Genomic DNA, 23,840 nt, shown 5'->3' with positions numbered 1-23,840 from the left:
GCCGGGTCGGCCGAGCGGACCGGACCTGGGCACCGAGGGTGGTGGTCACCGGCCCTGCCGCAGCATCGCGGCGGTCTGCTGCCAGGTGGACGGTGACAGGATCGATCCGGCCAGGCGTGGCGGGTGCCCGCGGTCCCGGCGGGGGCGGAATGCCAGCGGGGGTTCGGTGGCTTTCTCGTCGCCGTCGGTGTGCGCTCCGGCCGAGGCCGTTGCCGCGTGCAGGGAACGGCCGAAGACCGTTGCGGAAGTCGCGGGCACGGCGGCGACGTCGAAGGGGTCTGGCTCGCTGTTGTGCAGCACGCTGATCGATTGTTCGGTCACCCCGAGCACGAAGCGTCGGCCGTCGACATCGACCACCACCACGGATGCCTTCTGGCCGAGGCCCTGACGGCCCACGATGGTGACCACGTTCGCGGAGCGGGTGCCGGAGCGTGTGCTGAGGCGTCGTTGCAGCACCCAGAGCAGCCCGAGCACGACGGCCAGGGACAGCACAACTCTGAGGGCGACCACGACGGTGTCCACCTAGGTGAGGCTCTCGGCGACGTCGAGGATCTGGGTGATGCGCACGGCGTAGTCCTGGTCGACCACGACGATCTCGCCGTGGGCGATGAGGCGGCCGTTGAGGAGGATGTCGGCCGGCGAACCGACCGAGCGGTCGAGTTCGATGACCGCGCCCGGCTCGAGGGCGAGGACGTCGCGCACCGTCATGCGGGTGCGGCCGATCTCGACAGTCAAGGCCATTTCAACGCTATTGATCCGACCGAGGTTGCCCATGACGGCATGGTCGTCACGCTGCAGCGGAACATTGGCCTGGCGAAGGCGGATCGCGAACCACCCCAGGCTGACGCCCTCTCCGACGAGGTCGAAGACGACTGTCGCCTGGTCATGGAACAGGGCGCTGGCGTCGTCGATCCTTGCGTCGCCCAGCACTCCGAGACCCAGCGTTGCGGCCGCGCGCTCGAGCGCGGGACGCAGGACGTCGTCACGGGAGACCAGGCCGGATTCGGTGCCGGCCGCGGCGTCGAGCGCGCCCGGGTCGACCAAGACTACGGCGAGGTCAGCCGACGTCGCGCCGACGAAAGACGCCACGACGGCCCCTGCAAGGGACACGCCTGACCTGTCGACGGCGACACCGGTGCTCCGCACTGCGGTGAGCACGCTTGCTGTGGGAAGCACGGTGAGCAGGGCCTCGACGGCCGCATCGGCACTGGCGTTGATGGATGCGGTGGGCGCGGTCTGGGCGGAACTTCGAAGCGTCATGGCGTCTTTTCCTCGGTATCGATGATGATGCAGGCCAGGCGGGATCCGGTGGAGCCGACAGCCGCGCGGGCCAGGGAACGGCCGTCCACCACCACGTCGAGGGGACGATGCGTGGGATGCGGGATCGGCAGGACGTCGCCGACGGCAAGGGCCAGGATGGCGCTCGGCAAGACACTGGCGTGCGCCAGTCGGAGCGACACGTCAACGGGCACCCAGCCGAGCTGGGCGCGGAGCAGGTCGACCGGAGGTACCGGCGACGGAAGGGGCCCGGGCTCGCCCAGCTGCGGCAACAGCGCCTCGGCCGGAACGGCGAGAGTTGCCGCCGCGACCTTGTCGCCGACCTTGATCTCGAAGGAGGCCACAATCATGAGGTCCGCCGTTGCCGCCGCCTGAGCGAATTGCGAGTTGTACTCGATGGTGCCGACCGTGACCGTCTGGGTCAGCAGACCGCCGAAGGAGTACTGCAGGTCCTCGATCGCATCGTCCATGAGCCGGCGCACCAGAGCCAGTTCGATCTGGGTGAAAGGGCGTTCCGGAGCATCCGGGGCGCCGGTGCCTCCGAGCATGTGGGACACGCAATACAGCGCAGCGGAGGAGGGAAACTGGACGACGGCCTTGGCCTCGAGCCCCTCGATGGGGCACAGGACCATTGTGGTCGTGGCCGGGAGCGAGGCGGCGTATTCGTCGTACCCACACATGAGCACCTGCTCGCAGGTAACCTGCGAGATCACCCGGACCTGGGCGGTGAGCTGGGTTCCCCACTGGCGAGCAAAGGTCTCGAACGCCAGTTCAAGTACGCGGGCGTGGTCGCGGGCCAGCGTCGTCGGGCGGCTGAAGTCATAGACGTCCACCGCGCGTGCCGGTCTTCCGGGCACGCCAGAGCTGATGTGTTCCTGGACCGTCACGACTGGCACTATCGGCCGCGCCAGCCCGGATGTTAGCGGCACCGCCGAATCAATCGGAGAAAGTTCGCCGGCTAGTGCCCGGCTGACACCGTGCCTGCTGGAACCGTCTCTGCCGGAGCCGGGTCCGCCGATTCGGCATCCGTTGGCGACGGCGTTTCCGGGACCGCCGTTCCATCCAGCACGGACGGGATCAGGGCGCGCACGCTGTCCGGCTGGTCCGAAAGTTGCACAACGTCGACCCGCCGATTGCGGGCCATCGCCGCCAGGTCATCGCCCGTATCCGCCGGCCGGGCTGATCCGTAGCCGATCGCGCCGATGCGATCCTGGGCCACGCCGGTACGTTCTACCAGGTGCCGGAGCACCTGGGTGGCCCTGGCGCTGGAAAGCTCCCAGTCGGTCGGGTAGTTCACGGTCACGCCGTGGCGGTCAGCGTGCCCCTCCACGGAGACCTCCCGCCCGGTGCCGGCCAGGATCGGCCCGATCGTGTCCAAGACGGAAACGGCCTTCGCGCTGAGTGTCGCCACGTTGGGTTCGAAGAAGGTCTCCGACCCGACCAGGCCAACCGTCAGTCCGCGTTCGTCGATGGTGTAATCCACGAGGTCGTCGAGGCCGGCCGCGGCGAGGGCTGCCTCCATGGCCGCTTGCACAGCGGTGAGGTTGTCGACCTCGACCCTGGCGAGGTCCAGGGCGGTGAGGCCGACATCCTGCGCGGCCGGGGTGTCGATGAGGTCAGCCGGGACCACGATTCCCTCGGCGGTGTCGATCTTGCCAACGTCGACGGCGCCGAACCCGGTCGCCAGCGAGTTCTTCAGCTGAAAGAACTTGGCCTCGTCAACCGTCGACATGGCGAAGAGCACAATGAACATGCACATCAGCACGGTGACCATGTCCATGTACGACGCCATCCAGCGTTCGTCGACGTGCTCCTCGTGTTCCTCCTCCAGACCTCTCCCCCTGGTCCGGCCGCGTGCGCTCACGCCGCCTTCTTGAGCGGCTTGTCCTGGGCGGATGCCGCGCCGGACTTCGGGCCCTTCGCGGACTTGGCGGGCGCTGCGGGCACCATGGCCTGCAACCGTTCGCCGAGCAGGCGGGGCTGACTGCCGGCCTGGACGGCCAGGGCACCCTCCATCAGCAGCGTCATCCGCTCGGCTTCGATGTCGGAGAGCCGCTTGAGGCGATTGCCGATCGGCAGCCAGAGGAAGTTCGCGGACAGCAGTCCCCAGAGGGTGGCGACGAAGGCAGCGGCGATCATGGGCCCGAGGGTGGACGGAGTGTCGAGGTTCTCCAGCACGTGGGTGAGGGAGATCACGGTGCCGATGATGCCGACGGTCGGCGCGTAGCCGCCGAGGGTGGTGTAGAACTTGGCCGCATTACGACTTGCCTTGGTACGGGTTGCGATTTCGTCCTCAAGCATCATCCGCAGCTCGTCGCCATCCGTACCGTCGGCGATGTTCTGCAGGGCACCGCGCAGGAACGGGTCCGAGATCGAATCGGCCTCCTGTTCGAGGGCGAGCAGTCCCGCACTGCGCGCCTTCTCCGCGAGGCCGACGACCTGGTCAATGAGCTTTTGCGGCGGGGTGGTCTTGCCGAGGAAGGCGCTGGGCAGCGCCTTGATCGCCTGCACGGTGTCGCGCAGGGTACCGCCGGCGATGCCGACCGCGATCGTGGCGCCGAACACCAGCACGATGGGCGCTGGCAACAGGATCGCGGTGACATGCGATCCCTCGATGGTAATCATCGCGAACAGCGCGCCGAATGCGAGGGCGATGCCGACCAGGGTTGCGGGATCCATTTAGAGCCTCCGGGGGCGCAGGGGGACGACGGCGTCCGGACGGGTGTCGGGGTCGGTGTCGGATCCGGTGCTGTCTTCTCCGGCCCGGTAGGCCAGGCCGATCACGTGTGCCCGATAGGCGGCGATCTTCTCGATCACCTCGGTCAGGCTCTCGGTCACGATGAACTTGGCACCGTCGACCATCACGAGGGTGGTGTCCGGATTCGCGTGGATGCGTTCGATGAGGTCAGGATTGATCGCGAACTGACTGCCGTTCAGCCTGGTTACAACGATCATGGACCCGTCCCTGGTTCCCGGACGGCTCCAGCAGCCGTCGACACCACTGTCGGCCAGCGGCTGGGTTCCGTTAGCTGCGTGGTGTAGCGGAGGGGTCGCCGGTCAACGCGTGGCCCGCCGGAATCCTTGCACTCGCGACGGCCTAGAACGCTGCGGTGCTATTCTCGCCGCCCTCAACGACGGACACTGTGAACGGCCCGCTGACCGACGGCGCGCCGACGGCGGCCAGAGCGGCCTGGCGAGTCGCCGCGTCGTCTCCGGTGATCGTGACCACGATCGCACCGGGCGAAACCGTGGGATCTGTGCCGATCTCGAACCCGGCAGCCGGCATGAGGTCGCTATCGGAAAGGGCATCGGAGACCTGCACTACGACACGGTTCGCAGCCGACTGGTACTCGGTCGCGGAGAAGTCGACGCCTTCGATCGTGGAGTAGGGCAGTCCGGTCTCGTCGAGCTGGGCGATGGCGCCGGCCGGCGCTTCCGCAGAGAAACCGATGGTGAACGTGCGGGCCGGCCCGAAATAGGCGAACGCAAAGTCGTCGGCGAATTCGGTCTCGATGACGCCTGCGGCATCGCCCAACGGCTTCTGGTAGAGCGCCCACTCGGTTTCATCCGCCGAGTAGTTGAGCTGCTCGAGGGTGTATCCGGGATAGATCTCCCGGGCCATGAGCGAAGCATTGTCGGTCGGAAGGGCCGCGCCGGGGTGCTCAGTGACCCGCCATGTGCTGGCGGCCACGTCTGGCTCGTCGGATGCAGAGGACGAAGCCAACGCGCCGCCCAGGCACAACGCCGCCAGAACAACGGAAATCCCAGCCAGGAACGCCGGCCTTGTGACTCGTGCCATGATTTCCCCTTGAGTTGTGCTTCACTGTCCTCAGGAGAGAAGATATCGCTCACAGGCGCCAAGGGCAAGCAGGCAAAACGCAGGTCAAGCCGTGAATCAGCGCCGGCAATCAGTTGTCCACAATCTGAAACTTTCTCACACAAACCTTCGTTATCGGGCTACTTTGAAGGCATGACAAACCAGTCCACCATCGCAGACACGTTCGCCCGTTCGGGCGACGATGCGTTGGTGGATGCGGCGGGTTCGGTGGCCCGGCTGGGCTCGTGCAGTGCCGATTACGACGCCCTCTCGGATGCCGATGTCCTGGCCGGTCAGAAGACTCTCGCGCAGGCCCAACGTGAGCTCGATACCCGCAAGGCGTGGATGGCGAAGACCCTCGCCCAGCGATCCCGGTGGGAGTTGGGCCAGTCCGGCCTGGCCGCACAGCAGGGCTTCCTCAACCCCGAGGCGTTGATCCAGGAGCTGACCGGCAGCACCAAGGTCGAATCCCGCAAACTCGTCGGCGTGGGCCGGATGCTCGCCGAAGCCGAAGAAGCCCAGGCCCAAGCCGACGCGGCCGACGCCGACGCCCTGGACCCGGTCGTTCCACACCTGCCGACGACACTCCTGCCGTGGCACGCCCCGATCTCGCGGGCGGTGAACGACGGCACAATCTCGATCGACGCCGCCCACGCCCTGCGCACCGGCCTCGGCGACATCGACACGGTCGTCACCGGCCCGGTCCTCGCCGACGCCCTGGCCCAGCTCCTCACCGACGCGCAGACGTCGAACGTGGACCAGCTACTCAAGCAGGCCCGGCAGACCCGCGACACCCTCGATGAGGCCGGCATCCGAGTGCGGGAGCAGAAGGCCTGGGACGACCGCTACCTGCACATCTGGACCCTCGATACCGGCCAGGTCCGCGTGGACGGACTCTTTCCGCCCGAGCAGGGCGAGTTCATCAAGTCCACCTTCGACAGCCTCACCAGCCCCCGCCGCGGCGGCGTGCGTTTCGTCGACACCGACCGAGCCGCCTGGGCCCAACGAGTCAAAGACGACCCCCGCACCACCACCCAGATCACCTGCGACGGCTTCCTCGACCTCCTCAAGGCCGGCACCACCATCAACCCGAACGAGATGCTCGGCGGCCGCCGCCCCGCCGTCCAGATCCTCACCACCACCACCCCCACCACCCCCGCCGCCCCGCCCGCCGCAGCCGACGACATCCTGATCTGCCCGACCGGCCAGGCCGGCCACGGCTACATCGACGGCAACAACGCCCCGGTCTCCCCCGAAACCCTCGAACGCCTGATCTGCGACTCCGGCTCGGTCGAGATCCGGTTCGACGAGCACAACCGGCCGCTCGACGTCGGTCACGAACAACGCCTGTTCAACCGTGCCCAACGCCGAGCCATGGCCGCCCGCGACGGCGGCTGCATGTGGCCCGGCTGCGACAAACCGCCATCCTTCACCGAAGCGCACCACATCGAACACTGGCTCCGCGACCACGGCCGAACCGACATCACCCAGGGCATCTTGCTCTGCCACGCCCACCACATGCTCCTGCACAACCGACGCTGGCAAATCTTCGAAAACACCGGCAAGTACTGGCTGAGACCACCCGCCACCATCGACCCCGGCCAGTCACTCATCGCGATGCCCAGCCGCAACCAGCCCCGACGCAGCTAAGGCACACGCTAGTCAAGATTCCGCGCCTCGACCTACTAGCGCTTCAGGTTGGTGAGCTCCTGGAGCACCTCGTCCGAGGTGGTGATGATGCGGGCGTTGGCCTGGAAGCCGCGTTGCGCGACAATCAGGTTGGTGAACTCCTGCGAGAGGTCCACGTTCGACATTTCCAGTGCGCCGCCGGTGAGTGAACCGAGGCCGGTCGAGCCGGGAGCACCGAGGTCGGGAGTGCCGGAGTTGAAGGTGGCCCGGTAGCCGTTCGAGCCGGTCTTCTCGAGCCCGCCCGGGTTGGTGAAGGTGGCCAGGGCGATGCGGCCCAGTGCCTTCTGCTCGCCGTTGCTGAACAGCCCGACGAGGGTGCCATCCGGGCCGAACGAGTAGGACTCGAGAGCGCCGGGTGCGCTGCCAGTCTGGTTGGTTACCGTCAACGTTTTCAAGGCAGCCTGGCCTTGGAGCGTCGACAGATCTACCGTGATGCCGTTGACGGTGAGGGAACCCGGCGTGGTGAGGGTGCCATTGGCGAAGGCAAGTGTTGTGTTTGCGGTAACCGCGCCATCGGTGCCGACCACGTTCCACCCCTCGTTTCCGGTGCTGGTAAACGTGAGGGAAATGGTGCGGGCCGCACCCGTGGCGTCAAAGACCTTGATGTCTCGCACGAGGGAGGTGGGAGGCGTGGACCCGGACGGCAGGTTACCCGTGATAGACGCCGACGTTGTAGCCTCTCCCGCGATGACGGTGTTCATCGGCAGAGACAGGTCCCCAACCGCACTGCCCTCGTTCACCACACCGTCAACGGCGCCCCAGCCCTGCACGATCGCGCCCGACGGAGTGACGAGGCGTCCTTCGGAGTCGAAGTCGAACGCCCCGGCGCGGCTGTACACCGTCTCGCCGCCCTCCTGGGTGACGAAGAAGCCGTCCCCCGCGATCAGCATGTCTGATGCTTTACCCGTCGTCTGCGACGAGCCCTGGCCGAAGTTGGTGGCAATGCCGGCAACCTGCACGCCCAGGCCCACCTGCGCCGGGTTGCTGCCGCCGGCCCCGTCGGTCGGGGCGGCGGCGCCCTTGCTGAGCTGGGACAGCGTGTCCTGGAACTGGGTGGCAGAAGCCTTGAATGCTGTGGTGTTCACGTTGGCGATGTTGTTGCCGGTGACGTCGAGCATGGTCTGATGGGCGCGGAGGCCGGAGATGCCGGAGTAGAGGGAGCGAAGCATGAGAGCTGCCTTTCGAATGGTGATGCAGGAGGTGATGCGGAAGGTGTGGAAGACGACCAGTCGAACGAGACTGTGGGAGGTGCGACTACGCGGCGCGTGGGCGAGTGGCGTGCTCGTGGTGTGAACGCCGGCCGGGTCACCCGGTCGGGGCTGACACCCCCGAGATCGCGTCGAGGGCGACGCTGACCGTGCCGATGGTGACCTGGGGCACCGAGCCGGCGTAGGACACAGCCGACACGAGCCCAGTGGCGCTCGCCCCTGCAGCATCCGTGTAGGTCACGCTCTGCCCCACGAGCGCGGCTGCTGCCGTACGCATCTGCAGCGAGAAATTCTCGTCGGCGGTCGTGGAGAGGGCGGTGAGCTTCTCCATCATGGCCAGCTGGGTGGTCTGCGCGATCATCTGGTTGGTATCCATTGGTGAGCTCGGGTCCTGGTTGCGCAGCTGGGCCACGAGCAGCGACATGAAGGTCTCGGAATCGAGAGTCTGCTTGGGCGTGCGCACGGGTGGCGTGGAGTACAGACTGGCCCCGGCCGTCGTCTCTGCGGCAGCGGACGAAGCGGCAGCGGACACGGCGGTGGATACCGAACCAACGGCGTCGATGGTCATGTGGTCTCGATTCTGGTGGGCTGGATGGAACGGGGCGAGCGGAGCGGACAATCAGGCGAGCACATCGACCCGGCCTCCCGAGATATCAATGCCCGGTCGGCTTGAGTCGACTCCGTTGATGCCGACCTCGGTCGATGATCCGGTCGGGGACGCGGCGCCGTTCGCTACCGGCCGGAGCCAGGCATCAGCCAGCGGGGTTTGTCTGGGCTGGCCGGCACCGCCGCGCGGGCTGTCGCCGAATGAGGTGCCACCCTGCCCGAACGAGTCGGCGGCGTGGCGATCCTGCCGGCCTGACGAGCCGGCGTCGCCGGGCTGGCTGCGGGAGGAGAGGTCGAGGCTGGCCGATAGTGCGCCGCCGGCGAGGTCCCGGCGCAGTTCGGGCAGGATGAGCCGCAGCGCGTCACGGGCGACGTCGGTGGGCGCGAAGAGCTCCATCCGAACGCCGGTGGCGGTGATGACCGCCCGCACTACGACGGGGCCGAGGTCGTCGGGGGTGACACTGATCGACATGGTGTGCTCCCCCGGTCCCGCTGCGGCGAGGCTGAACAGTGGGCGAGCCACCTGACCGGCGAGCGGCACCGGCGCGGCGGAAGCCGTCGCGGGAGGTGTGGTCGGACTGGCCGCGGTCGGCTGCACGGTCGAGACGGACGAAACAGGGACGGATGCGGCGCCTGTGGCAGTCGCGACTGCGGCAGAAGCCGGTGCCGATGCCGTGGCGGGCGTCGCTTCTCCCGGTGATCCACCGTCGGGCGCGCCCTCGGCGGATGTCGTACCAACCGGTGTGGTGTCAGGCCCGGCCGAAGACGACGCTGGCTCGCTCCGAGTCACAGGCGCGGTGGGCGTGCCAGCACTCCCGTGCGCCAACCCGCTCGTGCCCCCCGCTGCGGGGAGAGACTCGGTGGGCACGCCGACGCTGGATGCCGTAACCGTGACAGTGGCGGCCGGCGCAGCCGCCACGGTTGATGGCGCCGAGGTCGCCTCCGCAGTTACTGCTGCGGGGTTCGCGGCGATCGGGGAAATAGTGCCGGCCGGCTGGGGACTCCCGGCCGCATCCGATGCCGGCTTGAGAGCGTGGGCAGACGATTCCGACCCGGGAACCAGGCTCTGGTCAGACGACGACGTTGTCGGCGCAGTCGGCGCAGGAATCGCACCTGTCGGCACCCCAGCTGACGGAACCGCTGCCGACGGACCGCCAGTCGACGGTGGGAAGGCTGGCGGCGCGCTGGCGGCGGGCGCAATGCCCACTGTCACGGCTGCCGCGCCCAGTCCGACGGCTTCGTGCTGCATCGGCTGCACATCATCATCTCCAGTGCGAGCAGTGTCTCTGTCGACGGATGAGGCAAGTGTCGGATCGCTTCCGGCGCTGAGCGCACCGTCGGCCGCCTGGTCGACGGATGCCGCCTGGTCGACGAATGCGGACGACGACGCCGGCGGCGCGGACGCGGACCCTGGCCCGCTTCCGACCGCGCCCTGCAGTGCCCCGGCGAACGCGCTGGCGCTCCGCGCACCGCGCTGGTCGTTCGGCGCACGCACACTGCCGGCTGCATTGAACCCAGCGTCGGCACTACTGCGCTGGGTGAGCATGGCCGGGACCGGCGTCACGAGAGCAATCCCGACGCCGACAGTGTCGACGTGAGATCGGTCGAGGACCCGGCTGTACTTCCGGAGAACAGTGAGGCGTACGCCGCGGCGACCAGATCGGTGGGCGCCGTGCCCGTCGCCGATGCCGTTGTGCTGGCGATGGCGCTGGTCCCGGTGCTCGCAGCCGCGATCTGGTCGGGGATCACCCGGCGGATGGTGGTGATGTCGGATTCGTCCATGTACGCCTCGACCTTGCTCACCGTGCGCCCCTCGTAGGGCGCGTGGATCACCTGGTTGTCGCCGGCGTAGATCAGGATGTGGTCGCCCCCACCGGTGACGATGAGGTCACCGGGCTTGGCCTCGGCCAGGGACGCCACCTCGGTGCCGATGGTCATCTGGCCGGAAACCAGCCGGGGCACCTCGATGCCGGCATCGGCATAAACGCGCTGCACGAGCCCCGAGCAATCCATGCCCGAGCTGTCCTCGCCGCCGAAAACGTAGGGCACACCGAGGTACTTTTCGGCGTTCGCCACGATGTCGGTACCGGTCGTACCGGTGCCGGAGGCCCCGTTCGTGACGGTCCCCGCCGCGGTCGCGCCGGTGGCGGAGGTGGCGGCGGTGAGGGCTTCGGCAAAGCTCGTCGCCGACGCCGCCGACGCCGGTGAAGTCGCCGACGTCGTGGCTGACGTCGTCGTCGCGGCCGTGCTTGTGTCGGCACTGACCCGGCCGGCGACCAAGTCGTTCAGCTCGACCAGCCGGGACTGGATCTCGCCGACCCGGCTGAGGGCATCCACCATCGTCATAGTTCCCGTCCTCCTGCGCGCCGGTGCCACCCGGTCGACGCGATCTCATCGATGACGGCCTGTTCGCTGTGCAGGTCGGCCTCAGCCTCGACAGCGGTGTGCCGAAGCTCGAGCTTCTCCAGGCTCACCGACGCGGCCTTGCGTGACTCGTACTCGAGCTGGGCGACCGACGCGGCCCGTCTCGCCACGCCATCGAGTCCTGCCAGCTCTGCCAGCATGCTTCGCGACGATGCCCGGGCCGCGACGATCGCGTGGAAAGTGTCGGCGCCCGCGGGATCGTTGGGAAGATTGTCGAGCGCTCCCCTGGCCTCTTCGATGCGTGCGGACATGGCGCGGCTCTGAGCGTTGGCCTGGGCGAGGTCGCCCGCGGCCTGGTCCTGCTGCAGGTGCCGCAGGCGCAGCAGGCCGGCCAGCGAGAAGGCGCGGCTCATCGCTCGCCTCCGAGCCGGCTCGACAGCGCAGACAATCGTTTCCAGGCCTCGACGGCCGGGGTGTGCTCGTCCATCCGCTGTTGCAGAAACGCCATGATCGCTCCATCGTGTTCAACGGCCGCGTCGACCAGCGGGTTGGTTCCCTTGCGGTAGGCACCGACGTCGAGCAGGTCCTGTGCGGCCCGCCGGGCAGCCAGCACCGCGCGCAACCGGCCAGCCACCGCAGCCTGGTCGGGAGTGGTGACCCGGGAGGCCACCCGCGAGATCGACGCGAGCGCATCGACCGACGGGAAATGACCGAGCACGGCAAGTTTTCGATCGAGCACGACGTGGCCGTCCAGGATGGACCTGGCGGCATCCGCAATCGGTTCGTTGTGATCGTCGCCGTCGACGAGCACTGTGTAGATGCCCGTGATCGAACCGACCTGGTCGGTGCCGGCCCGCTCGAGGAGCCGCGCCAGCAGGGAGAAGGTCGACGGCGGATACCCGCGGGTGGCCGGCGGTTCGCCGGCCGACAAGCCGATCTCGCGCTGCGCCATCGCCACCCGGGTCAGCGAGTCCATCATGAGCATGACGTCGGCACCACGGTCGCGGAACGATTCTGCGATGCGGGTGGCGACGAACGCAGCCCGCAGTCGCATCATGGCCGGCTCGTCGGAGGTGGAGACCACCACGATGGACCGGGCCAGGCCCTCCTCGCCGAGATCGTCCTCGAGGAACTCGCGCACCTCGCGGCCTCGCTCCCCCACGAGCGCGATCACTGACACCTCGGCATCCGTGCCGCGCGCGATCATCGACAGCAGCGACGACTTGCCCACACCGGAACCGGCAAAAAGGCCCATACGCTGGCCCTTGCCCACCGTGGTGAGGGTGTCGAGCACCCGTACGCCCAACTGCAACGGTGACTGGATGCGCGCCCGGGCCATGGCGGACGGGCTGTCCTTATCGAGGGAGACCCGCTGCACGTCGACAAGCGGGCCTTTGCCGTCGATGGGACGGCCGAGACCGTCGATAACCCGGCCGAGCAGCCCGCGCCCGGCGGGGACGAGGTAACCGGATCGGCCGGCGCGCACCGGGTCGCCCACCCGGATACCGGTGAGCTTCGCGAGCGGCATGCAGCGCATGCCGCTCGGAGTCGTGGCAACCACTTCGGCGTCGACGGCAGCACCGCCGGCACCGCCGCCGATCACGACGAGGTCGCCGATGGCACCGTTCAGGCCGCGGATGTCGACGCTGAGACCCACGATCGACGACACCTCGCCGACCCGCTCGGGGCGTGCCGCCGCGATGGCATTCGCCAGTCGATCGGCGGTATCGGGCCGGGCCAGCGTCATGAGGCCACCGGGCCGAGCGCCGCCCGGGCGCGCTCGAGGGCACTGCCGATCCGGGCGTCGAGGTACCCGTCGGGGAACTCGCTCACGGCATCACCGCGCACCAGGCTCGTATCAGCGACCAGCGTGACGCCGGGCGCCTCCACGGCGGGGTCGAGCAGCGCAAGATCATCGGGATGCAGCCGCACGGTATGCGGGCGGGTGCTCGAGCCGCCAGCTCCGGCGGTGTCGCTCGACCGGCCCAGGGCGAAGCGCACGGCGGAGGTCTCGTCGGAGAGCGCATGCCCGATGATCGCCTCGGCGAGGTCGATGGCGGCGCTGAGCAGAGTGTCCTCAGCATCACGCAAGACGGGAACGGTGCGTCGATCGAGGGCCTGGGCGGCGGTGTGCAGCACGGTCACTGCGGCGTTCAGGTCCCGGGTGGCGGTGCGCGTCAGCGCCGTGTACTCCGCGTCGAGCCGGGCCACACGAGCGTCGACCTCGATGGCCGCTGCCCGCAGGCCCTCGGTGTACCCGGCCGCGTGCCCCCTGGCCCGCGCGTGTTCCTCAAGGCGCGCACGATCGACCTCGCGCCCGGCGCGCTGTGCATCCGCCCGGCCGTTCAATGCGGGATAGGACAGCGCTGCGAATCCGGCGCCGACACCGGCCGCGCTAGTCAACGAAGTCATCCTCATCGGCGCGCTGCACGGTGATGGTGCCCTGGGCGGCGAGGTCGCGGATCGATCGAACGATGGTGGCCCGCGCCTCTTCCACCTGGGAGACCCGGACCGGGCCGAGTGCGGCCACTTCGTCGCCCAGGATTTCCCGGTTACGTTCGGAGAGGTTGCGCCGGATGCTGTCGACGACGGACTCGGTCGAACCCTTCATGGCAACGGCCAACACTGCGGAATCGATGCCGCGCAGTACGAGCTGAACGTCACGGTTCTCGAGCCTGACGATGTCGGCGAAGGTCAGCATTCGCGAGCGCACCTCTTCGGCCAGCGCCGGGTCTCGCTCGTCGAGGGCTTCCAGGAGCGCTCGTTCGGTGTTGACGTCGGCGCGGTTGATGATCTCCACGAGGGGCTGTACGCCGCCGACGACCGCGGCGGAGTCGCGCGAGGCCGCGACGGCGCCGATGCGTTTCTTCAGGATGTCGGTCACCACACGCACCGCCTCCGGCGCAGCAGTGCCCATGGACGCGATGCACTGCGCCACATCGGTGCGCAGCGGGCCGTCCAGTCCGGACAGGATGGCTGAGGCGTGATCCGGCCGCAGGTGGGCGAGCACGAGGGCGATGGTTTGGGGAAGTTCGCCGTCGAGGAGGACGAGCACCTGGTGCGGGTCGACGGCGTCGAGGAACTCGAATGCCTTGCCGGCCATGGAGGTGGCCACCCGGCTCATCACTCCGGCCGCCCGCTCGGAGCCGAACGATTTTTCCAGCAACCCGACCGCCATGGCATGGCCGCCACGCGGGTTGCGCCCGCCGGCGGATGTGAGGTCGTGGAATTCCGCCAAGGCGCTGTCCATCGCGGCGGCATCGATGCGACGCAGCTGCACGATTTCGGCCACGATCTCGGCGGCCTCGGACTCGGAAAACTGCTTCATGACCTCTGCCGCGCGCTGCTGGTCCATCGTCATCAAGACCACGGCGACTTTCTGGGTGCCGGTCAGGGCCGGCTTGATGTCGATCACGCGGGGTGCCGATCGTCCATCAGGCTGCGCAGCATGTCGGCGGTGGACTGCGGGTCACGCAGCGCGAGGGCATCGATGTCTGCCAGCCGCTGGTCGCCATCCGGCGGGGTGTAGGCCCGGGTCGGCAGCGGATCGATCACGAGCGGCGCCATGGGCTGCTGCAGGGCGAACGGCACCGTTGGCGCGCCGAGTGAGGACTTGGCCTGCACGAGCTCGTTGATCTCGATGACCTCCCGGCTCTGCCGGCGCGAACGCCGGGCGTAGACGATGAGGCCGAGCACGAATGCGATCACGGTGCCGCCCACGATCAGGCCCAGCCGCATCAGCCCGGCGTTCCGTTCGGCGACCTCGGCGGCAGCGGCGTCGGCGAGGGCGGACTGGGCGGCCTTGGCACCGGCATCGTTGAAGCTCACCATTTCCACCGTCACGGCATCGCCCCTGGCCGCGTCGACACCCGCCGCCGAAGACACCAGTGCGGTGATGTTCCCGACATCGAGTCCGTCGGCGACGTCGGCGTTGACGGCAACGGACACCGTCTGCCGGTTGATGGCGCCGGCCGGGATGGTGCGGGTCTCGGTGACCTTGTTGACGGCGTTGTTGCGGGTGGTGTCCTCCGAGGTGAAGGTGCCGTCGGTGGCGCTGTCGTCCGGCACGGCGATGTTGTCAGGCCCGAGCACCCCGGCCGCGGAACCCCCGCTGCCGGTGTAGGACTCAGTTTTGACGGCCTCGTTCAGGGCCAGTGTGTCGGCGGGCGCGGTGAACGATTCCTCAACGCGTTCCGCCGCTTCGGTGCTCACCTCTGCGGCCACCACGACCGTCGCATTGCCGTAACCGACCACCTTGTCCAGCATGGCCTGCACCGATCCGCGCACGCGTTCCTCGTAGTCGCCGGCCTGCTGGCCGGCCGTGCCGGTAGCTCCCACCCCGACGGCGGAGAGCACCACCCCGGAGGCGTCGATCACGGCGACGTCGTTGGGCACCATGCCGTCGATGGAGGCGCTGGTGAGGTGCACGATCGCCTGCACCTGATCGGCGTTCAGGCTGACCCCATTCTGCGTGGCGACAAAGACAGATGCCGTGGGGTCGGCGGTCTCTTCGGTGAAGACGGTGGCTTCCGGGATGGCCAGGCGCACCGATGCGGTCTGAACCCCCTTCATCGCCTCGATCGTGGCGGCGAGTTCACCCTCGAGGGCACGCTTGTAGGTGACGGACTGCTGGAACTCCGACGCCGTGACACCCATGTTGTCCAGCAACGAGTAACCGCCGGTGCTGGAGGAGGGCAGGCCGGCGGCGGCCGACTTCAACCGCTCGTCATAGACCACGGATTCCGGCACGAGAATCGTGGCGCCGCCGTCGCTGAGCTGGTACGAGACCCCGTCGGTGCGCAGCTGCTCGACGATGGTGTTCGCGTCCGAGCCGCTGAGCCCCGAGTACAGCGGAGTGTACGACGGTTGGGTGACCCACATCGTGAGCGCGGCGGTGCCCAGAGCGAGAACGGCGACGCCAATGATCGCCACGGTGCGCTGTGCGACCGAGAAGTCGCGGATGGCGCCGCCCAGGCGCCGGAAGACGGAGGAAAGCTGGGCGGGCATCAGGCCTGCATTCTCATGATGTCGTTGAACGCTTCGACGCCCTTGTTGCGCACCGCGGCGACGAGCTCGAGGGTGACCTGGGCGCGGGAAGCCGCGAGGGTGGCCGTGTGGATGTCATCCAGGTCGCCGGTGACGGCCTGAATCGCGTACGTGTTGGAGGTGGACTGCAGCTGCTGCAGGTTGTCGACGGCGCCGGTGAGCGCGCTGGAGAACCCGGTGTCGGACGACTCGACGGCGGTCGCTCCGGTGCCGGCTGGCAGGTAGGCCGTTGCAGACACGGCGGGAACAGCGCCAATGGCAGGAATGGTCATCAGGAGCGTCCGATCTGCAGGGCGGCTTCATAGGAGGTCTTGGCGCGGTCGATGACCGCCGCGTTCGCCTGGTAACCGCGCTGGGCCATGATCAGCTCGCCCATCTGCTCGGCAAGGTCGACGTCGGGGCGCCGGACGTAGCCGTCGGCATCCGCGATCGGGTTGTCGGGTTCGTAAACGAGGAGTCCCTCCGCGTCGCCGAGGGCAGTGCCGGCCACATAGGCGCCCGTGGTGCCTTCGCCCTCCTGGGCGACGATGTAGCGGGCCTGGAAGGCGTCACCGGAGGTGGCCGTGGCCGTATTGGCGTTGGCCATATTGTCGGCCACGGCGTCGAGCCATTTGCGGTGAAGGGTGAGCCCGGTGCCGGCGATGCCGAGGGCGTCGAGGCTCATCAGCTGGTCCGGAGCGCCGCGCGCAGGTAGCTGTGCTGGGCCTGGGCGGCCTGCGCGGCGAACTGGTATCGCAGCACGGTGTCGATGTTGGACACCGTTTCGGTGTCGAGGTTGACGTTGTTGCCGTCCAACCGGGTGGGTTCGAGCGAACGTGCCGTCGTGGCTGCCGTGTGGCCGTCACCCTGCTGCACCGACGCGGCCAGGGTGTCTTCGAACGACACGCGCTGGGACTGGTAGCCGGGGGTGTTGACGTTGGCAATGTTGTTGGCGATGGTTCTCTGGCGCAATGCCAGGCCGTCCAGGGCGCTGGCCAGCGCCGCAGAGGTCACGGATTCGATCACGCAGGGGCCCGTTTCGTCGTCAAACTCTCAGACGGCCGATCCGTGGCCTGGGGTGAGCAATCCGTGCTCACTCGTAGCTATCGGCCGTCTTTGACGGTTGGTTAGGACCTGCGGTGACGAATTCGCAGAAAGTTGCGTCGGGGTCAGCCCGCGATGTCGAGGTAGACCGGCTGGTCGGACTGATGGGTGGACAGGATGGTTCGCACCGCCGCCAGGTGGGCGCCGGCCGAGCGGCGCGCATCCTCGATCTCGCGGATCAGTTCGAGCTGACCGGCGAGGAGCAGGCGCGCCCGCTCCTCGAGTTCCCTGGGAAGCTGGCCGAGGAGTTCCGGTGCGCGCCAGTGCACGCCGGTGACGAGCTGGCCGCCCTGTGTGGAAAGCACCGCGTCCCTGGCTCCCCCGCTCAGGCTTGCCTCGAGGTCGTCGAGGACCTTCATCCACTCCGACGCGCTGGTACGTGGCGTGCCCTGCTGTTCGGCGCCCGGGCGGGTGCTGCGCGGCCGAGCGCTGCTCGAATGCTGGCTAAGCGACGCCACGGTAGCCGTCTCCACTCGGTGCGGTCTGGGTGGCGGGCAGTGCGCCGGCAGCTTCGTGCCAGGCCTGGCGCAGCGGCTCGAGCAGCACGATGCTCTCGCGGGTACGCGCGACGTCGCGGTGGATGTTGGCACCGATCAGCGCGTTCGACACGTAGGTGTAGATCGCGAGCAGCCCGTCGGCGCCATCCCATGCCGTGACGTCCAGCGAGGTGGTCAGTTCGTCGACGATCGCCTGCGCGTGCAGGAGGTTCTCGGAGGCGACCGCCCAGTTCTCGCTGACCTGGCCGGCCTCGGCGCGGTCGAGGTCGAGCATCAGCCTGTCGTACAGCATGGTGAGCAGGCGCACCGGCGTGGCCGAGAGCACGGCCTCGCGGTTGAGCTGGGCCCGGCGGGCCTGGGCGCCGGCCACGGATGGCGTGCCCGCTCCGCCGAGCGGGCTCGACGACAACGCGGCGGGGGCCAGCTGCGGCGCTGACAAAAGGGGCGTGAACGGGGATGGGGTCATCATGACGTCGAACTTCCGGTGTAGGCGGGCAGAAGCGATGCGATTTGCGAAGTGAGCCAGGAGGACTGGGACTTCAACTCCCCCAGCCTCGATTCCATGGCTGTGTAGACACGTTCGAGCGAGGTGCGCTTGGCGTTGAGCCTGAGGTCCCAGTCGCTGATCTCCAGGCCCATGGTGCGCACCTGGGATTGCTGGCTGGTGATGGTGGTGGTGAGTGTTCCGTCGTACTTGTCGGACGCGGACGTCGCGGCGGCCGCCACCCGGCCGGAGATCTCCTGCACCGTCTTCATGACACCGGCCGAGTCCTTCGCCAGCGCGGCGGCGAACTTCTCGGCATTGAATTCCAGGGTGCCGGTCTTGGTGATGCTGATGCCGATCTCCGACGGCGAGTGACCGTCGACGGGCAGCGAGGCGGCGGTGATGAGGGCCTGGTTCGCCGCGCGGATGGTGCCGTCGCCGGCGAAGAGCCCGGCGGTGGTGACGCTCTTGCCGGCTGAGTCGGTGGTGGTGGAAACCGCGGTTCTGCTGGAGATCAGGGCGAAGATGTCGTTGAGGCCGGTGACCAGGCCAGAGGCGATGGCGGTGATGGCCTTGTCGTCCCTGGCGATCGTGAGTGTCGTGGGAACGGCCGAGACCGCGCTGACGGTGACGGTGAGTCCGGGGAGCAGGTCGGCGAAGGTGTTGCTGGCCGATGTGATCGTCTGTTCGGCGGTGGTTCCGGACCACAGCGTGACGGCGGCATCCTGGGCGGTCTTCACCTGAGTGGTGGGCACGGTGCCGCCCGTGACGCTGAACGCTGCGGCGGCGCCGGTCGCGGCACTGCTGAACTGCAGCCGGTAGCTGTCGGCGCCGACGGCGACCTTGGTGGCGGTGATGCCGAGCCCGGCGCCGTTGACGGCTGAGACGACATCATCCAGCGAAGCGGATGCCGGGGTGAGCACGGTGGCTTTTCCGGCCGCGTCGGTGAAGGTGAGGGTAGTGTCCGGCCAGGAGGCGAGGGCGCCGGTGACGGTGACCTGGTTCTGGGCCAGACGGCTCACGGTGACGTCGAGTGTGCCGGCGGAGATGCCCGTGCTGGTGGTCGCGGTGACCTGGCTCGAGCTGCTCGTGGCCGTGAAGAGGCTGTAGGTGGCGGGCTTGGTGGCCGCCGCAGCGGTGTCGGCCAGTGCTGCCACCTTGGTGTTGAGCGATTGAACGGCGGTGGTGTAACTCTGCGCGGCCGTGACCTTGCCCTTGAGCAGGGTCTGCGGGATTGCTTCGACAGCGATGAGGTTGTTGATCAGGGTCGTGGTGTCCTGACCGCTGATCAGGCCATCGATGGAGAGTCCCATGCGTGCCTTCCCTTCCCGTTCGTCGTCGTGCGGATGCTGCGGGGCCGACGATGAGTGGCCGGCGGCGTGCGCTTCCTGAGGTCCAGTTCAGGTCGCACGCGCCACCGGCCGATTCTCGGTCAATCGGCTTCCCGGCGGTGACGCCGGGATGTCGCTGTTTCCGTGATTTAGCGCAGCAGCGTCAGGACGCCCTGGTTGGACTGGTTCGCCTGCGCGAGCATGGCGGTTCCGGCCTGCGACAGGATGCTGGAGCGGGTGTACTTGACCATTTCCTCGGCCATGTCGGTGTCGCGGATACGCGAACCGGCAGCGGTGAGGTTCTCCTTGGAGACGGCGAGGTTGCGGATGACGCTCTCGAACCGGTTCTGGTTTGCACCGAGTTCGGCGCGCGAGGTGGAGACGTTTTTGATCTGGGTGTCGATGGTGTCGATCGTTCCAGCAACGCCGACTGTTGCGCCTGCGGTCGCGAAGCCAGTCGCAGCTAGGCCGGACACAATTGTGGCTATCGCGGAAACGTCCGTGAGCTTCACATTGATCTGGTCGGCGGTCGCGGAGCTACCCGCACCGATCTGGAACGTCAAAGCCGTGGCATCCGTGTTGTGGGTGTTATCCAGCAGCTTGGTACCGTTGAAGTTGGTCGACTCGCCAATACGGGCCAGTTCCTTGCCCAGCGCCGTGACCTCGGTGGCGATGGCGGCGCGTGAGTCGGCGTTGTTCGAGTCATTGCCAGCCTGAACGGCGAGGTCACGAACGCGCTGCAGAATGGTCTGCACCTCGCTCAAAGAACCTTCAGCGGTCTGGATGACCGAGACGGCGTCCTGTGCGTTGCGGCTGGCGACCGTGAGGCCACCGACCTGCGACTTCAGTCCCTCGGAGATCGCCAGGCCGGCCGCGTCATCCGCTGCGCGGTTGATGCGGAGGCCGCTGGACAGGCGCTCGAGCGACTTGGCCATGTCGGTCTGGGTCGAAGCCAGGTTGCGGTACGTGTTGTTTGCCGCGAGGTTGGTGTTGATCTGCATACCCATGATGTGTTCCTCCGTGATTGGGTGGTGTTCGCCAGCCCATCCATGGGCTGACACTGAGACCTATCGGCCCCACCCCGCGGCGCGTTAGCCGTTGCTGGAGAAAAGTTCGCGGGGAGCAACACCGCGGGCAGCGTTCGGTCGCGGCACATCGCCCAGCGATGCCGGGACCGTCGGCACGGAACCAAGCGGGACCGCGCCCATCGCCACGGCTGCATCCGGTACCCGGTCGTGCGCGAGGTGGGCGAGGCCGAGCATGGCCTGGTCGGCGAGACGGGAGAGGTACGCGCTCCGGCGGGCGGGCGCGATCGTGGACTCCGGCACATACTCGGCGTCAACGTCGTCTGCATAGTGGGTTCCCAGGCCGTCGCGCAGCAGCCGGATGGCCTCCGTGCGCTGCTGGGACACCGCGGAGTGGGTGATGCCGAGGTCGGCGGCGATCTCTTTCACCGAACGGTCCTCGAAGTAGACCTGCTCAACGATCAGGCGCATCCGGTCCGGCAGCGCCACGACGGCGGCCCGCAAATAGGCGAGGCGTTCGGCCGAGAGCAGGGATTCCTCCGGCAACACGGTGTCGGCGACGAGAAATTCGGCGGTGGTGTCGTCCAGGGTGGTCAGGGTGCGGTCGGCGTCGGCCATTCCGGCGGCGGCACTCTCACGATCGACGCCGAGCGCCGCAGCGATCTCATCGATCGTGGCGCTGCGACCCAGGGCCGCGGACAGGGTGTCCTGCACCTGTCGGGTTTCCTTGATACGGCGCCGGGCCATCCGGGTTGCCCAGTCGTTGGAGCGCATCTCGTCGGCGAACGCGCCGATGATGCGTCGACGTGCGAAAGCTCCGAAAGGAACCCCCAGGTCGGGGTCGAAGGCATCGGCCGAGGTGATCAGCGCCAGCGAACCGGCGGACGCGAGGTCGTCGCGGGACAGGTGGCGGGCCTTCGCCCACACTTCGGAGACCAAATAACCCACCAACGGCAGATTCTCGACAACGAGCCGATTGCGCTCTGATCGGTTCACTGACGTCCTTCCTGGCGGCGACCGGATTGCACCGGTGTTTCTGCGGGCAAACAAGGCGTCTGGCGGCCGGCCGGGTAAGGAACTGGAGGTAGTGACGTCGTGCGCGTGCGCGAAAACAGGCCTGGAGCAGGGATTCGAGCCCCCGCCCTGCTGCTTTCGTATTGCTATTACGGTAACAACAAGCCCCTCACCCAACCGACCAAACCCACCCCCATTTTGGGGGGAGAGCGTGTCCTATCTTTGGGGGACATGGTGAGGTCGCTGCCGGAACACCTGCCCAGGTGAGATTGGGATCGTTGAGGGTCAGAGACGCAAGTTGCTAACCAGCCGGGAAAAACCGCCGATAGTGCCCTCGAATGACGATGAAATCGTACGATAGACCAACGAGCCCACAGGGCGGAAAGGCAGTGAACACGTGGGCGCCAACGAACTTTCTGCCTTGCTGTGGCGTGAACGCGAGCTGCTCGAACTCCTGGTCTTCAAACTCGACGAGGAACAGCTGCTCCTGAGCGCCGGACGCTCCCGGTGGGTACAGCACGCCACCCGCGAAGTCGAACAGGTGCTGGAGCTGGTCAAGGAAGCCGGCCTCAGCCGTACCGTCGAGGTAGCCGCCGTCGCCGACGAATGGGGTACGTCGCAGGATGCCACCCTGCGTGAGCTCGTTGAGCAGGCTCCGGCCGGCCCGTGGGCCGACATCCTCGGCGCCCACCTGACCGCGATGACGGAACTGATCGCTCAGATCCGTGGCCTGCGCGACGTGAACGAGCAGTTCCTGCGCGCGGCCACCCGGTCTACCCAGGAGACCCTGGCCGGCGTCGACGCCCAGGCGACGACCTACGACTCCCGTGGCACCTCCGGCGCCTCGGCGACCGGCGCCCGACTCTTCGACCAGAGCCTGTGAGCCCCCAAGCAATGAGAACTCCATGAGCACCTTTGGCGGCTTGAACGCCGCGTACACCGGCTTGATCGCAGCCCGGGCCGGTCTCGACGTGGTCGGGCAGAATATCGCCAACGTCAATACCGAGGGCTACACCCGCCAGCGCGTGACCACCTCGTCGACGAACGCCGCGGCCCGCGCCGGGCTCGTCGCCTGGGGAGTCACCCCCGGCACCGGCGTCTCGGTCGACGGCATCGCCCGGCTGGGCAGTGCCACGCTCGACGCCAAGGTTCGGGCCACGGCCGCGACCGCCGGGTACACGGCAGTGCGCGCCAACGCGCTGGCGTCGGTCGAGAACTCGCTGAAGGAACCGGGCGCCACCGGCTTGTCCAACCAACTGCAGGAGTTCTGGGCCTCATGGCAGGAGCTGTCCAACGGGGCCGACTCTTCGGCCGCCGCCGGGCTCCTGCTTGGTGAGGCCGGTCAACTCACCGCCCAGATCGCGTCCGGTTACCGAGCCGTCACCGACGAATGGTCTGCCGTGCGCAGCAGCGCCGACGCCCTGGTGACCGAGGTCAACGGGGCAGCCGCCCAGGTTGCGCAGCTCAACGGCATCATCCGCCAGACTGTCGCCACCGGCGGGTCCGCCAACGAGATGATCGACAAGCGCGATGCGTTCATCACCACCATCGCCGCCATCACCGGCGCTACCGTGCGGCCCCAGGCCAACGGCACCGTGGATGTGCTCATCGGCGGCAACAGCCTGGTTTCCGGATCGGATGTCCAGGCTCTCAAGGTGACAGGGCCCACCACTCTGGCCGGCACCGTCGTTCCGGATACGAATCCCGTCGAGCACACGGTCGTCCAGCTTGTCTGGGCGAATCATGATGACATCGCGGTGGCAGTCGACGGCGGCGAACTTGCCGGCGCCCTGTCGCTGCTCGGCCCCGCGGATGCCGCCGGCCCCGGCACCGGCGGCGCCCTCGCCGAGGCTGCCGCCTCGTATAACAGGTTCGCCGCGGACCTCGCCAACTCCGTCAACGAGCTCCACCTGACCGGAGTCACCACCATGGGAACCACCAAGGGTGCCACCGGTCTGGAATTCTTTCACTACGACGTGGGCAATGCTGCCGCGACCCTGTTCGTCGTTCCCAAGGACGCCACCGGGATCGCCGCCGGCGAGGTCGGCTCCGGCGCAGCCAACGGCACGATCGCCGACAAGATCGCTCAGCTCGGCACCGCGCAGGCGGCGAACTCGACGGGTGGTCCGGTCGAATCCCCCAACAGCGTGTGGTCGAAGTTCGTCACCGCGCTCGGTGTCTCCACCGGAGTCGAACTCGCCCAGGCCGCATCCGCCAACCTGTCGGCAAGCTCGGCAGTGACTTTGCAGCTGTCCAACTCCTCGGTGGACATCGACGAAGAGAATGTCAACCTCCTCACCTTCCAGCACGCCTACCAGGGTGCCGCCAGGGTCATGACCGCGGTGGATGAGATGCTCGACACCCTGATCAACCGCACCGGATTGGTGGGAAGGTAACC

27 protein-coding genes are annotated in these 23,840 nt (G+C 67.9%); 3 read left to right on the top strand and 24 right to left on the bottom strand.

Going from position 1 to position 23,840, the window contains the following annotated elements; all coding sequences use genetic code 11:
• Positions 1-45 precede the first annotated feature (45 nt).
• The 7 genes from fliO to ACU5E9_RS01585 all read right to left on the bottom strand — a co-directional run bounded on the left by fliO (position 46) and on the right by ACU5E9_RS01585 (position 4,900).
• Positions 46-522: a flagellar biosynthetic protein FliO gene (gene fliO / locus ACU5E9_RS01615; protein WP_456811912.1), complete on the bottom strand. Its 477-nt coding sequence runs from the start codon at positions 520-522 to the stop codon at positions 46-48.
• Positions 523-1,260 (bottom strand): flagellar motor switch protein FliN, encoded by a 738-nt coding sequence (gene fliN / locus ACU5E9_RS01610; RefSeq protein WP_456811911.1) that lies wholly within the window; start codon positions 1,258-1,260, stop codon positions 523-525. It lies immediately after the preceding gene.
• On the bottom strand, positions 1,257-2,165 hold the full coding sequence (locus ACU5E9_RS01605; protein WP_456811910.1) for a flagellar motor switch protein FliM: 909 nt from the start codon (positions 2,163-2,165) through the stop codon (positions 1,257-1,259). Before ACU5E9_RS01605 ends, fliN begins: the two co-directional genes overlap by 4 nt.
• Before the next feature lie 71 nt (positions 2,166-2,236).
• Entirely contained in the window at positions 2,237-3,142 is a 906-nt protein-coding gene (locus ACU5E9_RS01600; RefSeq protein ID WP_456811909.1) for an OmpA/MotB family protein, read from the bottom strand.
• On the bottom strand, positions 3,139-3,957 hold the full coding sequence (locus ACU5E9_RS01595) for a motility protein A (RefSeq protein WP_456811908.1): 819 nt from the start codon (positions 3,955-3,957) through the stop codon (positions 3,139-3,141). Before ACU5E9_RS01595 ends, ACU5E9_RS01600 begins: the two co-directional genes overlap by 4 nt.
• Positions 3,958-4,233 (bottom strand): flagellar FlbD family protein, encoded by a 276-nt coding sequence (locus ACU5E9_RS01590; protein WP_456811907.1) that lies wholly within the window; start codon positions 4,231-4,233, stop codon positions 3,958-3,960.
• A gap of 142 nt (positions 4,234-4,375) precedes the next feature.
• Positions 4,376-4,900, bottom strand: coding sequence for a hypothetical protein (locus ACU5E9_RS01585; RefSeq protein ID WP_456811906.1), 525 nt, complete (start codon positions 4,898-4,900; stop codon positions 4,376-4,378).
• Between the two features lie 348 nt (positions 4,901-5,248).
• Here ACU5E9_RS01585 and ACU5E9_RS01580 point away from each other — a divergent pair, with 348 nt between their 5' ends.
• Positions 5,249-6,745 carry a DUF222 domain-containing protein gene (locus ACU5E9_RS01580; protein WP_456811905.1) on the top strand — a complete coding sequence of 499 codons (1,497 nt, stop codon included), beginning with the start codon at positions 5,249-5,251 and terminating at the stop codon, positions 6,743-6,745.
• 35 nt (positions 6,746-6,780) lie between these two features.
• On the opposite strand, the gene ACU5E9_RS01575 is transcribed toward ACU5E9_RS01580, so the two are convergent.
• From ACU5E9_RS01575 to ACU5E9_RS01495, 17 genes are all read right to left on the bottom strand, one after another.
• Positions 6,781-7,953, bottom strand: a complete 1,173-nt coding sequence (locus tag ACU5E9_RS01575) for a flagellar hook protein FlgE (protein WP_456811904.1) — start codon at positions 7,951-7,953, stop codon at positions 6,781-6,783.
• A 136-nt stretch (positions 7,954-8,089) separates the two neighbouring features.
• A complete protein-coding gene (locus tag ACU5E9_RS01570) occupies positions 8,090-8,560 on the bottom strand; it encodes a flagellar hook assembly protein FlgD (RefSeq protein WP_456811903.1) in 471 nt (156 codons plus the stop codon).
• Positions 8,561-8,611: 51 nt separating this feature from the next.
• Positions 8,612-9,070: a hypothetical protein gene (locus ACU5E9_RS01565; protein WP_456811902.1), complete on the bottom strand. Its 459-nt coding sequence runs from the start codon at positions 9,068-9,070 to the stop codon at positions 8,612-8,614.
• 1,088 nt (positions 9,071-10,158) lie between these two features.
• A complete protein-coding gene (locus ACU5E9_RS01560; protein WP_456811901.1) occupies positions 10,159-10,944 on the bottom strand; it encodes a C40 family peptidase in 786 nt (261 codons plus the stop codon).
• Positions 10,941-11,375: a flagellar FliJ family protein gene (locus ACU5E9_RS01555; RefSeq protein WP_456811900.1), complete on the bottom strand. Its 435-nt coding sequence runs from the start codon at positions 11,373-11,375 to the stop codon at positions 10,941-10,943. The genes ACU5E9_RS01560 and ACU5E9_RS01555 overlap by 4 nt, the downstream gene beginning before the upstream one ends.
• A complete protein-coding gene (locus ACU5E9_RS01550; protein WP_456811899.1) occupies positions 11,372-12,709 on the bottom strand; it encodes a FliI/YscN family ATPase in 1,338 nt (445 codons plus the stop codon). Before ACU5E9_RS01550 ends, ACU5E9_RS01555 begins: the two co-directional genes overlap by 4 nt.
• Positions 12,706-13,365, bottom strand: a complete 660-nt coding sequence (locus ACU5E9_RS01545) for a FliH/SctL family protein (RefSeq protein WP_456811898.1) — start codon at positions 13,363-13,365, stop codon at positions 12,706-12,708. Before ACU5E9_RS01545 ends, ACU5E9_RS01550 begins: the two co-directional genes overlap by 4 nt.
• Positions 13,358-14,368, bottom strand: a complete 1,011-nt coding sequence (gene fliG, locus ACU5E9_RS01540; protein ID WP_456813473.1) for a flagellar motor switch protein FliG — start codon at positions 14,366-14,368, stop codon at positions 13,358-13,360. The genes ACU5E9_RS01545 and fliG overlap by 8 nt, the downstream gene beginning before the upstream one ends.
• A 5-nt stretch (positions 14,369-14,373) precedes the next feature.
• Entirely contained in the window at positions 14,374-15,969 is a 1,596-nt protein-coding gene (gene fliF, locus ACU5E9_RS01535; RefSeq protein ID WP_456811897.1) for a flagellar basal-body MS-ring/collar protein FliF, read from the bottom strand.
• Positions 15,969-16,280, bottom strand: a complete 312-nt coding sequence (gene fliE, locus ACU5E9_RS01530; RefSeq protein ID WP_456811896.1) for a flagellar hook-basal body complex protein FliE — start codon at positions 16,278-16,280, stop codon at positions 15,969-15,971. The genes fliF and fliE overlap by 1 nt, the downstream gene beginning before the upstream one ends.
• Positions 16,280-16,672: a flagellar basal body rod protein FlgC gene (locus tag ACU5E9_RS01525; RefSeq protein ID WP_456811895.1), complete on the bottom strand. Its 393-nt coding sequence runs from the start codon at positions 16,670-16,672 to the stop codon at positions 16,280-16,282. The genes fliE and ACU5E9_RS01525 overlap by 1 nt, the downstream gene beginning before the upstream one ends.
• Entirely contained in the window at positions 16,672-17,013 is a 342-nt protein-coding gene (gene flgB, locus ACU5E9_RS01520) for a flagellar basal body rod protein FlgB (RefSeq protein ID WP_456811894.1), read from the bottom strand. The genes ACU5E9_RS01525 and flgB overlap by 1 nt, the downstream gene beginning before the upstream one ends.
• A 143-nt stretch (positions 17,014-17,156) precedes the next feature.
• The gene (locus tag ACU5E9_RS01515) at positions 17,157-17,549 is read right to left on the bottom strand and encodes a hypothetical protein (RefSeq protein ID WP_456811893.1); all 393 of its coding nucleotides are present in this window, start codon (positions 17,547-17,549) and stop codon (positions 17,157-17,159) included.
• Positions 17,536-18,057, bottom strand: coding sequence for a flagellar export chaperone FliS (gene fliS, locus ACU5E9_RS01510; protein WP_456811892.1), 522 nt, complete (start codon positions 18,055-18,057; stop codon positions 17,536-17,538). Before fliS ends, ACU5E9_RS01515 begins: the two co-directional genes overlap by 14 nt.
• Complete coding sequence (gene fliD / locus ACU5E9_RS01505) at positions 18,054-19,385, bottom strand: flagellar filament capping protein FliD (RefSeq protein WP_456811891.1); 1,332 nt, start codon at positions 19,383-19,385, stop codon at positions 18,054-18,056. The genes fliS and fliD overlap by 4 nt, the downstream gene beginning before the upstream one ends.
• A gap of 167 nt (positions 19,386-19,552) precedes the next feature.
• Positions 19,553-20,410: a flagellin N-terminal helical domain-containing protein gene (locus ACU5E9_RS01500; protein WP_456811890.1), complete on the bottom strand. Its 858-nt coding sequence runs from the start codon at positions 20,408-20,410 to the stop codon at positions 19,553-19,555.
• Between the two features lie 84 nt (positions 20,411-20,494).
• Positions 20,495-21,424: a sigma-70 family RNA polymerase sigma factor gene (locus ACU5E9_RS01495; RefSeq protein ID WP_456811889.1), complete on the bottom strand. Its 930-nt coding sequence runs from the start codon at positions 21,422-21,424 to the stop codon at positions 20,495-20,497.
• Positions 21,425-21,839: 415 nt separating this feature from the next.
• On the opposite strand from ACU5E9_RS01495, the gene ACU5E9_RS01490 reads away from it, so the two are divergent.
• Together ACU5E9_RS01490 and flgK are read left to right on the top strand one after the other, a co-directional pair.
• Positions 21,840-22,325 carry a flagellar protein FlgN gene (locus ACU5E9_RS01490; RefSeq protein WP_456811888.1) on the top strand — a complete coding sequence of 162 codons (486 nt, stop codon included), beginning with the start codon at positions 21,840-21,842 and terminating at the stop codon, positions 22,323-22,325.
• Positions 22,326-22,347: 22 nt separating this feature from the next.
• Positions 22,348-23,838 carry a flagellar hook-associated protein FlgK gene (flgK, locus tag ACU5E9_RS01485; protein ID WP_456811887.1) on the top strand — a complete coding sequence of 497 codons (1,491 nt, stop codon included), beginning with the start codon at positions 22,348-22,350 and terminating at the stop codon, positions 23,836-23,838.
• Positions 23,839-23,840 lie beyond the last annotated feature (2 nt).

The organism is Cryobacterium sp. AP23 (assembly GCF_054075385.1).
The sequence above is the reverse complement of the archived record's forward strand: the minus strand, read 5'-3'. Positions and strand labels throughout refer to the sequence as shown.